Annotated in this window: 13 protein-coding genes and 3 pseudogenes; 9 read left to right on the plus strand and 7 right to left on the minus strand. The window is 29.0% G+C overall.

The window, feature by feature from the left end:
• Positions 1–29: 29 nt before the first annotated feature.
• Entirely contained in the window at positions 30–1073 is a 1044-nt protein-coding gene (locus tag OT390_RS05805; protein ID WP_032586269.1) for a beta-1,4-N-acetylgalactosaminyltransferase, read from the plus strand.
• Here OT390_RS05805 and OT390_RS05810 read toward each other — a convergent pair.
• Positions 1059–1964 carry a glycosyltransferase family 2 protein gene (locus OT390_RS05810; RefSeq protein ID WP_002852740.1) on the minus strand — a complete coding sequence of 302 codons (906 nt, stop codon included), beginning with the start codon at positions 1962–1964 and terminating at the stop codon, positions 1059–1061. The genes OT390_RS05805 and OT390_RS05810 overlap by 15 nt on opposite strands.
• 88 nt (positions 1965–2052) lie before the next feature.
• On the opposite strand from OT390_RS05810, the gene OT390_RS05815 reads away from it, so the two are divergent.
• From OT390_RS05815 to OT390_RS05845, 7 genes and pseudogenes are all read left to right on the plus strand, one after another.
• Positions 2053–2928 (plus strand): alpha-2,3-sialyltransferase, encoded by an 876-nt coding sequence (locus OT390_RS05815; RefSeq protein WP_002878823.1) that lies wholly within the window; start codon positions 2053–2055, stop codon positions 2926–2928.
• On the plus strand, positions 2929–3969 hold the full coding sequence (neuB, locus tag OT390_RS05820; protein WP_032587257.1) for an N-acetylneuraminate synthase: 1041 nt from the start codon (positions 2929–2931) through the stop codon (positions 3967–3969).
• Entirely contained in the window at positions 3966–5090 is a 1125-nt protein-coding gene (gene neuC / locus OT390_RS05825) for a UDP-N-acetylglucosamine 2-epimerase (RefSeq protein ID WP_002859249.1), read from the plus strand. The genes neuB and neuC overlap by 4 nt, the downstream gene beginning before the upstream one ends.
• Positions 5083–5581, plus strand: a pseudogene (locus tag OT390_RS05830) (beta-1,4-N-acetylgalactosaminyltransferase); the annotation flags it as partial. The gene neuC and the pseudogene OT390_RS05830, both read left to right, overlap by 8 nt.
• Positions 5582–5648: 67 nt before the next feature.
• Positions 5649–6029 carry a hypothetical protein gene (locus OT390_RS05835; RefSeq protein ID WP_186821394.1) on the plus strand — a complete coding sequence of 127 codons (381 nt, stop codon included), beginning with the start codon at positions 5649–5651 and terminating at the stop codon, positions 6027–6029.
• Entirely contained in the window at positions 6026–6691 is a 666-nt protein-coding gene (locus OT390_RS05840) for a cytidylyltransferase domain-containing protein (protein ID WP_002935341.1), read from the plus strand. The genes OT390_RS05835 and OT390_RS05840 overlap by 4 nt, the downstream gene beginning before the upstream one ends.
• A gap of 123 nt (positions 6692–6814) precedes the next feature.
• Positions 6815–7513: a CatB-related O-acetyltransferase gene (locus tag OT390_RS05845; RefSeq protein WP_228589016.1), complete on the plus strand. Its 699-nt coding sequence runs from the start codon at positions 6815–6817 to the stop codon at positions 7511–7513.
• On the opposite strand, the gene OT390_RS05850 is transcribed toward OT390_RS05845, so the two are convergent.
• Positions 7505–8317: a glycosyltransferase family 2 protein gene (locus OT390_RS05850; protein WP_406611465.1), complete on the minus strand. Its 813-nt coding sequence runs from the start codon at positions 8315–8317 to the stop codon at positions 7505–7507. The genes OT390_RS05845 and OT390_RS05850 overlap by 9 nt on opposite strands.
• Positions 8318–8375: 58 nt before the next feature.
• Here OT390_RS05850 and OT390_RS05855 point away from each other — a divergent pair, with 58 nt between their 5' ends.
• Complete coding sequence (locus tag OT390_RS05855) at positions 8376–9326, plus strand: glycosyltransferase family 9 protein (protein WP_002853794.1); 951 nt, start codon at positions 8376–8378, stop codon at positions 9324–9326.
• On the opposite strand, the pseudogene OT390_RS05860 reads toward OT390_RS05855, so the two are convergent.
• The 5 genes and pseudogenes from OT390_RS05860 to gmhB all read right to left on the minus strand — a co-directional run bounded on the left by OT390_RS05860 (position 9312) and on the right by gmhB (position 13526).
• A pseudogene (locus tag OT390_RS05860) lies at positions 9312–10075 on the minus strand (glycosyltransferase family 25 protein). The gene OT390_RS05855 and the pseudogene OT390_RS05860 overlap by 15 nt on opposite strands.
• Positions 10075–10635 (minus strand): D-sedoheptulose 7-phosphate isomerase, encoded by a 561-nt coding sequence (gmhA, locus tag OT390_RS05865; RefSeq protein WP_002787744.1) that lies wholly within the window; start codon positions 10633–10635, stop codon positions 10075–10077. Before gmhA ends, OT390_RS05860 begins: the two are co-directional and overlap by 1 nt.
• Entirely contained in the window at positions 10632–12017 is a 1386-nt protein-coding gene (gene rfaE1 / locus OT390_RS05870) for a D-glycero-beta-D-manno-heptose-7-phosphate kinase (RefSeq protein WP_002853608.1), read from the minus strand. Before rfaE1 ends, gmhA begins: the two co-directional genes overlap by 4 nt.
• Positions 12010–12963 carry an ADP-glyceromanno-heptose 6-epimerase gene (rfaD, locus tag OT390_RS05875; protein WP_002860242.1) on the minus strand — a complete coding sequence of 318 codons (954 nt, stop codon included), beginning with the start codon at positions 12961–12963 and terminating at the stop codon, positions 12010–12012. The genes rfaE1 and rfaD overlap by 8 nt, the downstream gene beginning before the upstream one ends.
• Positions 12964–13526: pseudogene (gene gmhB / locus OT390_RS05880) on the minus strand (D-glycero-alpha-D-manno-heptose-1,7-bisphosphate 7-phosphatase).
• Positions 13527–13538 lie beyond the last annotated feature (12 nt).

Raw genomic sequence — 13538 nt, forward strand, 5'->3', positions numbered from 1 at the left:
CACTATAATTATAGGAGAAAATATTTTATATGCTATTTCAATCATACTTTGTGAAAATAATTTGCTTATTCATCCCTTTTAGAAAAATTAGACATAAAATAAAAAAAACATTTTTACTAAAAAACATACAACGAGATAAAATCGATTCTTATTTACCAAAAAAAACTCTTGTGCAAATTAATAAATACAACAATGAAGATTTAATTAAACTTAATAAAGCTATTATAGGGGAGGGGCATAAAGGATATTTTAATTATGATGAAAAATCTAAAGATCCAAAATCTCCTTTGAATCCTTGGGCTTTTATACGAGTAAAAAATGAAGCTATTACCTTAAAAGCTTCTCTCGAAAGCATATTGCCTGCTATCCAAAGAGGTGTTATAGGATATAATGATTGTACCGATGGAAGTGAAGAAATAATTCTAGAATTTTGCAAACAATATCCTTCATTTATACCAATAAAATATCCTCATGAAATTCAAATTCAAAACCCAAAATCAGAAGAAAATAAACTCTATAGCTATTATAATTATGTTGCAAGTTTTATACCAAAAGATGAGTGGCTTATAAAAATAGATGTGGATCATATCTATGATGCTAAAAAACTTTATAAAAGCTTCTATATACCAAAAAACAAATATGATGTAGTTAGTTATTCAAGGGTTGATATTCACTATTTTAATGATAATTTTTTTCTTTGTAAAGATAATAATGGCAATATATTGAAAGAACCAGGAGATTGCTTGCTTATCAATAATTATAACTTAAAATGGAAAGAAGTATTAATTGACAGAATCAATAACAATTGGAAAAAAGCAACAAAACAAAGTTTTTCTTCAAATATACACTCTTTAGAGCAATTAAAGTATAAACACAGGATATTATTTCACACTGAATTAAATAATTATCATTTTCCTTTTTTAAAAAAACATAGAGCTCAAGATATTTATAAATATAATTGGATAAGTATTGAAGAATTTAAAAAATTCTATTTACAAAATATTAATCATAAAATAGAACCTTCTATGATTTCAAAAGAAACTCTAAAAAAAATATTCTTAACATTGTTTTAAAAATTTTTTATATTTAAATAAAATTTTTAAAGTTAAAATATTTATTTTAGCTAACAATGTAACCATTAATTTTGTTCTTTTTATTTTATATATTTGAATATATAGCAAATATTTAATTAGCACATAGAGAACGCTACAATACTTGTTTAAAATATAATTTTGCCTTAAATAGTTTAAAACCAACTGCAACTCTTGAATATTATTTTTAACAAGCACTTCATTCTTAGTATTACAAATTGAATTATTATTAGGCACGTAATGATATAAATTACAGTTCATATATGCTATTTTTTGAGCTTGACTTAACATTGGATAATATAACAATACATCTTCAGCCATATTGATTTTAACATCTTTCTCGAGTCTTAAACTCGCAAAAGCTTCTAAATACAATTTCTTTCTTATAAGTTTCCCCCACATAGTCCAATATAAATTTTTCTTTGCAATAATTTTTTTTACAAACTCTTTTTTGCTATAAAAACCAGAATTAAAGTCAAACTTTTTATATGAAATAACATTACTTTCAACAATAGCATTGAAAAACACTAAATCAACTTCATCCTGTTCATCTAAAATTTTTATACACTCTTCACAAGCATTTAGTTCCAAATAATCATCAGGATCTAAAAACATTATATAAGGAGAGTTTGCTACTTTCACACCTTCATATCTTGCTCTTAAAAGACCTAAGTTTTTTTCATTGTGGATTATTTTTATTCTTTTGTCTTTTTTAGAGTATTCTTTGGCTATATTTATACTATTATCATTTCCACAATCATCAACTACAATTATTTCTATATCTTTAAAAGTCTGATTGATACAGCTTTCTATTGCCCTTGCTATATATTGTTCCACATTATAAGTTGGTAAGATGATTGAAATTTTAAACATATTTATTCCTTATTTTATTATAATTTAATTATAACATAAAATCTATTTTGATAAAATCGTTAAAAATAAATCTTGATGGAAAATAATCATGAAAAAAGTTATTATTGCTGGAAATGGACCAAGTTTAAAAGAAATTGATTATTCAAGGCTACCAAATGATTTTGATGTATTTAGATGTAATCAATTTTATTTTGAAGATAAATACTATCTTGGTAAAAAATGCAAAGCAGTGTTTTACACCCCTGGTTTCTTCTTTGAGCAATACTACACTTTAAAACATTTAATCCAAAATCAAGAATATGAGACCGAACTAATTATGTGTTCTAATTACAACCAAGCTCATCTAGAAAATGAAAATTTTGTAAAAACTTTTTACGATTATTTTCCTGATGCTCATTTGGGATATGATTTTTTTAAACAACTTAAAGAATTTAATGCTTATTTTAAATTTCACGAAATTTATTTCAATCAAAGAATTACCTCAGGAGTCTATATGTGTGCAGTAGCCATAGCCCTAGGATACAAAGAAATTTATCTTTCGGGAATTGATTTTTATCAAAATGGGTCATCTTATGCTTTTGATACCAAACAAGAAAATCTTTTAAAACTAGCCCCTGATTTTAAAAATGATCGCTCACACTATATCGGACATAGTAAAAATACAGATATAAAAGCTTTAGAATTTCTAGAAAAAACTTACAAAATAAAACTATATTGCTTATGTCCTAACAGTCTTTTAGCAAATTTTATAGAACTAGCGCCAAATTTAAATTCAAATTTTATCATACAAGAAAAAAATAACTACACTAAAGATATACTCATACCTTCTAGTGAGGCTTATGGAAAATTTTCAAAAAATATTAATTTTAAAAAAATAAAAATTAAAGAAAATGTTTATTATAAGTTGATAAAAGATCTATTAAGATTACCTAGTGATATAAAGCATTATTTCAAAGGAAAATAAATGAAAGAAATAAAAATACAAAATATAATCATAAGTGAAGAAAAAGCACCCTTAGTCGTGCCTGAAATAGGCATTAATCATAATGGCAGTTTAGAACTAGCTAAAATTATGGTAGATGCAGCCTTTAGCGCAGGTGCTAAGATTATAAAGCATCAAACCCACATCGTTGAAGATGAGATGAGTAAGGCCGCTAAAAAAGTAATTCCTGGTAATGCAAAAATAAGCATTTATGAGATTATGCAAAAATGTGCTTTAGATTATAAAGATGAGCTAGCACTTAAAGAATACACAGAAAAATTAGGTCTTGTTTATCTTAGCACACCTTTTTCTCGTGCAGGTGCAAACCGCTTAGAAGATATGGGAGTTAGTGCTTTTAAGATTGGTTCAGGTGAGTGTAATAATTATCCGCTTATTAAACACATAGCAGCCTTTAAAAAGCCTATGATAGTTAGCACAGGAATGAATAGTATTGAAAGTATAAAACCAACTGTAAAAATCTTATTAGACAATGAAATTCCCTTTGTTTTAATGCACACGACCAATCTTTACCCAACCCCGCATAATCTTGTAAGATTAAATGCTATGCTTGAATTAAAAAAAGAATTTTCTTGTATGGTAGGCTTAAGCGACCACACAACAGATAATCTTGCGTGTTTAGGTGCGGTTGCACTTGGTGCTTGTGTGCTTGAAAGACATTTTACTGATAGTATGCATAGAAGTGGCCCTGATATAGTTTGTTCTATGGATACACAGGCTTTAAAAGAGCTTATTATACAAAGTGAGCAAATGGCTATAATGAGAGGAAATAATGAAAGTAAAAAAGCAGCTAAGCAAGAGCAAGTCACAATTGATTTTGCCTTTGCAAGCGTAGTCAGCATTAAAGATATTAAAAAAGGCGAAATTTTATCTATGGATAATATTTGGGTTAAAAGACCTGGACTTGGTGGAATTAGTGCAGCTGAATTTGAAAATATTTTAGGCAAAAAAGCATTAAGAGATATAGAAAATGATACTCAGTTAAGCTATGAGGATTTTGCGTGAAAAAAATCCTTTTTATAACAGGCACTAGGGCTGATTATTCTAAGATTAAATCTTTAATGTACAGGGTGCAAAACTCAAGCGAATTTGAACTTTACATCTTTGCAACAGGAATGCACTTAAGCAAAAATTTTGGCTATACAGTTAAAGAACTTTATAAAAATGGCTTTAAAAATATTTATGAATTTATAAATTACGATAAATATTTTTCAACCGATAAGGCTTTAGCCACTACAATTGATGGATTTTCAAGATATGTAAATGAGCTAAAACCTGATTTAATCGTAGTACATGGAGATAGAATCGAGCCTTTAGCAGCAGCTATTGTTGGAGCATTAAACAATATCTTAGTAGCACATATTGAAGGTGGAGAGATTTCAGGAACTATTGATGATAGCTTACGCCACGCTATATCAAAACTAGCACATATTCATTTAGTAAATGATGAGTTTGCAAAAAGGCGTTTAATGCAGCTTGGAGAAGATGAAAAATCTATTTTTATCATAGGTTCGCCTGATTTAGAACTTTTAAACGATAATAAAATTTCACTTAATGAAGCAAAAAAATATTATGATATAAATTATGAAAACTACGCTTTGCTTATGTTTCATCCTGTTACAACTGAAATTACAAGCATTAAAAATCAAGCAGATAATTTAGTAAAAGCACTGATACAAAGTAACAAAAATTATATTGTTATTTATCCAAATAATGATTTAGGTTTTGAATTAATCTTGCAAAGCTATGAAGAACTTAAAAATAACCCTAGATTTAAGCTTTTTCCATCGCTTAGATTTGAGTATTTTATAACTTTGTTAAAAAATGCTGATTTTATAATAGGTAATTCAAGTTGTATTTTAAAAGAGGCCTTATACTTAAAAACAGCAGGGATTTTAGTTGGCTCAAGACAAAATGGAAGACTTGGCAATGAAAATACACTAAAAGTTAATGCAAATAGTGATGAAATACTAAAAGCTATTAACACCATTCATAAAAAACAAGATTTATTTAGCGCTAAGTTAGAGATTTTAGATAGCTCAAAATTATTTTTTGAATATTTATTAAGCGGAGAATTTTTTAAACTCAGCACACAAAAAGTTTTTAAGGATATAAAACATGCTTAAAAAAATCATTTCTTTATATAAAAGATACTCGATTTCTAAAAAATTGGTTTTAGATAATGAGCATTTCATTAAGGAAAATAAAAACATCTATGGAAAAAAACATAAGGGCTTTTTTGACCTTGATGAAAAGGCTAAGGATGTGAAATCACCCCTTAATCCTTGGGGATTTATCAGGGTTAAAAATGAAGCTTTAACCCTAAGAATTTCTTTAGAAAGTATACTACCTGCTTTACAAAGAGGAATTATAGCTTACAACGACTGTGATGATGGGAGTGAAGAGCTTATTTTAGAATTTTGCAAGCAATATCCCAACTTCATTGCTAAAAAATATCCTTATAAAGTAGATCTAGAAAATCCTAAAAATGAAGAAAATAAACTTTACTCTTATTACAATTGGGCAGCATCTTTTATACCCTTAGATGAGTGGTTTATAAAAATCGATGTGGATCATTACTACGATGCCAAGAAGCTTTATAAGAGTTTTTATAGGATTGATCAAGAAAATAAAGCCTTATGCTACCCAAGAATTAATTTTTAATCTTAAATGGAAATATTTATGTGCAAAATAGTGGAAATTATGGATTCATAGGGGGGGGGGATCAACTCTTGATTAAAAGAAGAAATAGTAGCTTTATAGAAAGAAGGGTTTCAAAAAAAAGCCAATGGATAGATCCTAAGGGACTTATAGAAGAACTCTACTCCGAGCAACAAGTCTTATCTCAAGGAGTGAAAATACTACAAGCTCCCCTACTTCAGTGGCATTTTCCTGCCTTAAAATACCGCCGAAACGATTACCAACAATATTTAGATATCTTGAGTTTAGAAGAATTTCAGGCCTTTCATCGTAAGAGCAAAGAGGCTAAAAAAATAGACTTTGCCATGCTAAAACGCCCTGTAATCGAGCAAATATTAAAGAAATTTCAAGGAGAGATAAAATGAGCTTAGCAATAATCCCTGCTCGTGGTGGCTCAAAGGGTATTAAAAATAAAAATTTGGTTTTATTAAACAATAAACCTTTAATTTACTACACCATTAAAGCTGCACTAAATGCTAAAAGCATTAGTAAAGTCGTTGTAAGCAGTGATAGTGATGAAATTTTAAATTATGCAAAAAGCCAAAATGTTGATATTTTAAAACGCCCAATTAGCCTTGCGCGAGATAATACTACAAGCGATAAAGTGCTTTTACATGCTCTAAAATTTTACAAAGATTATGAAGATGTAGTTTTTTTACAACCCACTTCGCCGCTAAGAACAAATATTCATATTGATGAGGCTTTTAATCTTTATAAAAATAGCAATGCAAATGCCCTAATTAGCGTAAGCGAATGTGATAATAAAATTCTAAAAGCCTTTGTTTGCAATGATTGTGGCGATTTAGCAGGGATTTGTAATGATGAATATCCTTTTATACCAAGGCAAAAATTGCCTAAAACTTATATGAGCAATGGTGCAATTTATATTTTAAAGATAAAAGAATTTTTAAACAATCCTAGCTTTTTACAAAGCAAAACTAAGCATTTTTTAATGGATGAAAGCTCAAGTTTAGATATTGACTGTTTAGAGGATTTAAAAAAGGCTGAACAGATATGGAAAAAATAACCTTAAAATGCAATAAAAATATATTAAATTTATTAAAGCAATATAATATTTATACAAAAAACTTACATAGAAAATCCTAGAAGATTTTCAAGACTAAAAACCAAAGATTTTATAACCATTCCATTGGAAAACAATCAACTAGAGAGTGTGGCTGGGCTGGGGATAGAAGAATATTATGCTTTTAAATTTAGCAATATCTTGCATGAAATGGGTTCATTTTCTTTTAGCGGATCTTTTCTACCTCATTATACAAAAGTTGGAAGGTATTGTTCAATTTCTGATGGGGTTTCTATGTTTAACTTTCAACATTCTATGGATAGAATCAGCACTGCAAGTTTTACCTATGAAACAAATCATAGTTTTATTAACGATGCTTGCCAAAATCACATCAACAAAACATTTCCTATAGTTAACCATAATCCAAGCTCATCAATAACGCATTTAATTATACAAGATGATGTTTGGATAGGAAAAGATGTTTTGCTTAAACAGGGTATCACACTTGGGACTGGATGTGTCATAGGACAAAGAGCTGTACTTACTAAAGATGTACTACCTTATGCTATAGTTGCAGGAATTCCAGCCAAAATTATCAAATATAGATTTGATGAAAAAACAATAGAAAGATTATTAAAAATTCAATGGTGGAGATATCATTTTGCTGATTTTTATGATATTGATCTTAATTTAAAAATAAACCAATATCTTGACCTACTAGAAGAAAAAATCATAAAAAAATCAATTTCCTACTATAATCCAAATAAACTTTATTTTAGAGATATTTTAGAACTAAAATCAAAAAAAATTTTTAATCTATTTTAATCTATTTTTCACCCCTACTTCCTCTCTCTTTAAAACCTCAAATAATTTTTGATGAAAGGTATCATTTTCAAAGTCTAAAGAAAGCTTTCTTATAAGTTCATTGCTTTTCTTTTTATCTTGATAATTTTGATTTAAAATTTCTTTATTTTTGTTTTCATATCTTCCATTTGGATTAAATTCATAATGATAAATGCAAGTTTTAAAAACAGCTATTTTCTCACAAAACATAAAATAAACATAACAAAAAAGCACATCTTCGCCGTAACTTAAACGCTCATCTATTTTAATTTTCTCAAAACTTTTTAAGATGATATCTTTTCTAAAACACTTCGCCCAAACCGACCAGCAAAAATGCCTTTGTTTGCTTAAGAATTCTAAAAATTCCTTTTGATTAAAAACTCCATCTTGTTTAAAACGATAAAATTGTTTGGTTTTTACCCTATGTACAAAGGCATCAAAACAAAGCAAATCAAAACCTTTTTTCATCTCTTTAAACGCTATTTCACAAGCACCAGGTGTCAAAAAATCATCACTATCTAAAAACATTATAAAATCAGAACTAGAATGCAAAACTCCTATATTTCTACTTGCAAAAGTGCCTAAATTTTCTTCATTTTGAAAGATTTTTATTCTTGGATCTTTTTTAGCAAATTCTAAAACTATATTTAAACTATTATCTTTACTTTTATCATCAATAATCAAAATTTCAATATCTTTTAAAGTCTGATTTATACAACTTTGTAAAGCTCTTAAGATAAAATCACAAGAATTAAAAAGCGGGATTATGATCGAAAGTTGTGGCATATTTTTCCTAAATTTTGTTAAAATAATAAAAACAATTCTATCAAAGTTTAGGAAATTTATGAAAATTTTTATACACCTTCCCACTTGGCTAGGCGATGCAGTGATGGCTTCGCCTGCTTTATACGCTATAAAAGAACATTTTAAAAATGCTCAGTTTATCCTTTATGGATCTTTGGTTTCCACAGCACTTTTTAAAGAATTTCCTAATTCTAAAATCATCATAGAAAATAAACAATCTCGCTATAAACAAGCCCTATCTTTACGCAAAGAACTTGGCAAAATCGATTTTAGCTTTGCTTTTAGGTCTGCGTTTTCTTCTAAGATTATCTTACATATTCTTAAAACAAAGCAAAGATATTTTTTTGACAAAAACAAGCACAAAGAAGAACATCAAGTTTTAAAATACCTTTATTTTATAGAAAACTCACTTAGTATAAAAGCTCATTTTAAAGACTTAAAGCTTCCCTTTAAGCTAAAATTTCAAAACCCTCTTGTCTTAAAAAATGGTAAAAAAATTCTAGGACTCAACCCTGGTGCAAGCTTTGGAAGTGCAAAAAGATGGGATGTGAGTTATTTTGCTAAAGTGGCTTTAAATTTCAGCCAAAGTCATGAGATTTTAATCTTTGGCGCAGGAAAAGCCGAACAAGAACTTTGTAATGAAATTTATCAAATTTTAAAAGAACAAAACATAAAAGTAAAAAATCTTTGCAATAAAACTACCATCAAAACCCTTTGTCAAAATATCGCTTTTTGCGATCTTTTCATCACAAATGACAGTGGACCTATGCACATAAGTGCGGTTTATAAGGTAAAAACCGTGGCTATTTTTGGCCCTACGAAATTTACTCAAACTTCACCTTGGCAAAATGAAAATGCAACATTAGTGCATTTAGATCTAGCTTGTATGCCTTGTATGCAAAAAACCTGCCCTTTAAAACACCACAAATGCATGAAAGATTTAAAGCCTGAAGTGATTGTAAAAGCGATTCAAAATTTAACTAATATCTAATTTTTTCTTAATGTAAAAAGTATAAGATAGTTTTAAAATATTTCTATAAAGTCTAAAAATTTCTCTAATAATTTTTCTGTAAAATTTAGCCTTCAAAAATAAACGTCCAGCTTGAGAAATTGAACTTTCTATTCTACAATCATGTTTTAATAATAAAGGCTTTTTAACTATATTTAACACATTATGTTTATAAAACATATCCATATAATCATCTACGGCATAGATCCAATTTTTAGCATATTTAAGAAATTTCATTGCAGCACTTACTTGCAGTACATAACCTTGAGTTCCAGCAAGCTTTTCAAAACTTAAATAATATCCACCCTCGCTCAAAAAATACAATCTTTTATCGAACAAATAACAAAGTCTTATATATTCATATTTGCTCTTTAATAGCTCATCTATATATTCTGCCCCATTATTTAAAAATTCATCGCTAAATTCCACATCATCTTCTAGGATGATTATAGGCTCATCAAGCTTCACACATTCTTGCCAAAGTTTATAATGACTAGCAAAACAAGCTTTTTCTCCATCAGAAAGCTCTCTGCCCAGCACCCAAGAACCCCACCAAGGAAAATGATCTTTAAATTCCAAATGTTCTTTATTTTTAGCATCAATAGCCTTAAAGAAAATAAATTCTAATTTATTTTTAAACTAAGATTTTTTTCAAAAAGCTTTTGAATTTGTTTTTGTATATGCTCTTTTCTATCTAAAGAACACTCTAAGTTGATGATAAAAACTTTCATTAAAAACTCTCATCTATGATCTGACAAAGTGTGTGTATGATTAAAATGTGCATTTCTTGAATTCTAGCCGTATCATCGCTTGGCACAACAAGATTATGATCACAAAGCTTATTCATCATTCCACCGCCCTTTCCACTAAGCCCTAAACAAAGCATATTAAGTTCTTTTGCTTTTTTAAAAGCTTCTAAAACATTAGGGCTTTTTCCACTCGTTGAAATGCCGATTAAAACATCATTTTCATTTCCTAAAGCCTCCACTTGTCTTGAAAAAACAAACTCAAAACCATAGTCATTTCCTATAGCACTAAGCGCTGAAGTATCGGTTGTAAGTGCTATACCTGCTAAAGCCTTGCGTTCTTTTTTATAACGCCCACTAAGTTCAGCTGCAAAATGCTGTGCATCAGCTGCACTTCCACCATTTCCGCAAATTAAAATTTTACCACCTTTTTTAAGACATTCACATAAAAGCTCGCCTATTTTAGCGATTTGTCCTTTTAAAATTTCACTTTCTTGAACGATTTTTTGATGTTCTTGCCATTCTTTTTCTACTAAATTTATCATTTTTTATCCTTAATCTTTTCTATAATCTTACTCGTACTAAATCCTTCTTCAAAATCGATTAATTCAACTCTTGAAACCAAATTTGAACCTACAACAAGTTTATCTTTATAATCAGTTCCTTTAACCAAAATATCAGGCTTTAAAAAGCTTATAAGTTCTAAAGGTGTGTTTTCATCAAAAATCACTACAAAATCTACAAAATAAAAAGCTGCCAACATACAAGCTCTTTGAAACTCTGAATTTACAGGACGACTCTCGCCTTTGAGTCTTTTCACACTCGCATCTGAGTTCAAACCTACAATCAAAATATCGCCTAATCTTTTAGCTTTCTCAAGATATTTTATATGTCCAAAATGCACGATATCAAAACAACCATTTGTAAAAACAATCTTTTTATCATTTTGTTTCAAAAGCGTTAAAAGCTCTTCTTTATTTTTGATCTTTTTCTCAAAACTCATACTTTTAAAACTTCTAATCTCATCAAAACTCACACTCACACTACCTATTTTACCCACCACAACAGCTGCAGCTTCATTGGCAAGTTCACAAGCTTTAAAAATTTCAATCCCATTTGCCAAACAAAAAGCCAAAACGGCAATCACACTATCACCCGCTCCTGTTACATCATAAACTTCTAAGGCTTTAGCAGGTGCGATTTTTAAACCCTCATCAAAAAGCGCAATCCCCACTTCTGAAAGAGTGATGATAGAATAACGCAAAGAAAAATCTTCTTTTAATTTTTTAATCCCTTTTTCTAAATTTTCACCCTCTAAATTTTCAAATTTCAAAGCTTCTAAAGCTTCTTTTTTATTAGGCGTGAGTAAGGTTGCACCGCTATATTTACTAAAATCACTGCCTTTAGGATCAACTAAAACAGGAATATTTAAAGCCTTAGCCTTTTTTATCACAGCCTTGCAAACCTTAGGCGTTAAAATACCCTTAGCATAATCGCTTAAAACCACAGCTTTAAAATCTTTAATCTTTTCATCAAACAAAGCTATAAGTTCATTTTCAAGCAAAATCTCACTTGTATCTTCTTCATCTAGTCTTAAAACCTGCTGATTGTGTGCCATAATGCGATTTTTAAAAGGGGTTTTGCGTCCTTTTTGGATCAAAAATTCTCCTTTTAAATTTTCTTGTAAAAATTTCCCACTCTCATCATCACCCACAACACCAAGCGCAAAAACATCAGCCCCTAAACTTTTTAAATTTGCATAAACATTCGCAGCCCCGCCTAATCTTTTATCTTCCTTAAGAGTTTTAGCTACCAAAACAGGGGCTTCAGGACTGATACGCGAACAATCACACCAAGTATAATTATCCACCATAAAATCCCCTATAATCAAAATTTTAGGTTTTTGCTGGCTTAAAAACTCAAGCATTTACTTCCTTTTCAAAAAGTCTTTTTATCTCATCTAAATAATCTTTAATCCCCTCTTCAAGACTAAATTTTGGTTGATAATCCCAAGTTTGATCTAGTTTTGCTTCAGTATGGAATTGATAAGATTTTACATAAGGATTTGGGATATATTCACAAGGCAAATCAGTCTTTAACTCTTTTTGCAAAATATCGACTATATCTTGAAAGGTTCTTGCTTTACCACTGCCTACATTATACACCCCGCATTTTGAATCAAGGGCGATTAAATTGGCATTAATAACATCTTTAATATAAGTAAAATCTCTATAAATTTGATCACTTCTTTCAAACAAGCGTGGATTTTTTCCTGCTAAAATTTGATGGCCAAATTGTAAAACCATAGAAGCAGTTTTGTCTTTATAAAATTCGCCTTTTCCATAAACATTAAAATATCTAAGTCCTACCAAATGAGCTTTATCGTAATATTTTTTCGCTAACTTATCCATCATCAATTTTGAAAAAGCATAAGGATTTTTTGGTTCTTCATCCTTACCTACAGTTTGTGGACTTTTTGCATCACCATAAACCGAAGCTGAACTTGCATAAATAAGCTTTGCATTAAGATCTATGCTAAGTTCTATAAAATCTTTAAAAGTATTTAAATTGGTTTGCAAAACCTTAGTTTGATCAAAAACCGTAGTGTCTGAAATTGCTGCTTGATGAAAAATAATCTCTGGCTTAAAATCTTCAATCTTTTTTAAAACTTTTTCATCGTTAATATCGCCTGCAAAAAGTTCTCCATCAAATTCAAGTAAATTTTTAAAATGTCCAAAACTTTGTAAATTTCCATTTTCAAAAGTCGCACTGCTACGCATTTTATCAATGATTAAAATTTCATGTTTTTCTTGCAAATTTAAAGCCAGTTGCGAACCTATAAATCCTGCACCACCTGTGATTGCTACTCTCATTTAAATGTCCTTTTCTTTAAAAAAAACTCAAAATTTCTTTTAAATTTTTAAATTGTCTAAAAAAATCGCCTTCTTTTTTTTCTTCATTTACCAAAATCAAAGTGCCAATATTAGCATTTAACCCTGCTTGCATATCGCTTAGATTATCCCCGATAAAAATAGAATTTTTCATATCTAAATTAAACTCATCTTTTGCTTTTAAAAGCATTCCTGCTTTAGGTTTGCGACATTCACAACCTTCTAAATGCGGACAATGATAAATTTTATCAATTTTTATACCTTGTTTAGCAAATTCTTTAAGCATATAATCACAAAGCTTAAAAAAATCACTTTCCTTATAACATCCTCTTGCAATGCCTGATTGATTTGTCGCTATAAAAAGCAAATATTTTTTAGCTAAAAAATATCTACAAAGTTCAAAAATTCCATCACAAAATTCAAAATCTTCTATTTTATAGACATATTTTTTATCTATATTAATCACACCGTCTCTATCTAAAAATAATGCTTTTGTTTTCATAAAAAACATTATAATATAGCTTTTTTGAAAAGAAAATAAACATTATCTTTATTTT

The sequence above is a fragment of the Campylobacter sp. CFSAN122748 genome, from assembly GCF_045277125.1.
Classification (GTDB): domain Bacteria; phylum Campylobacterota; class Campylobacteria; order Campylobacterales; family Campylobacteraceae; genus Campylobacter_D; species Campylobacter_D jejuni.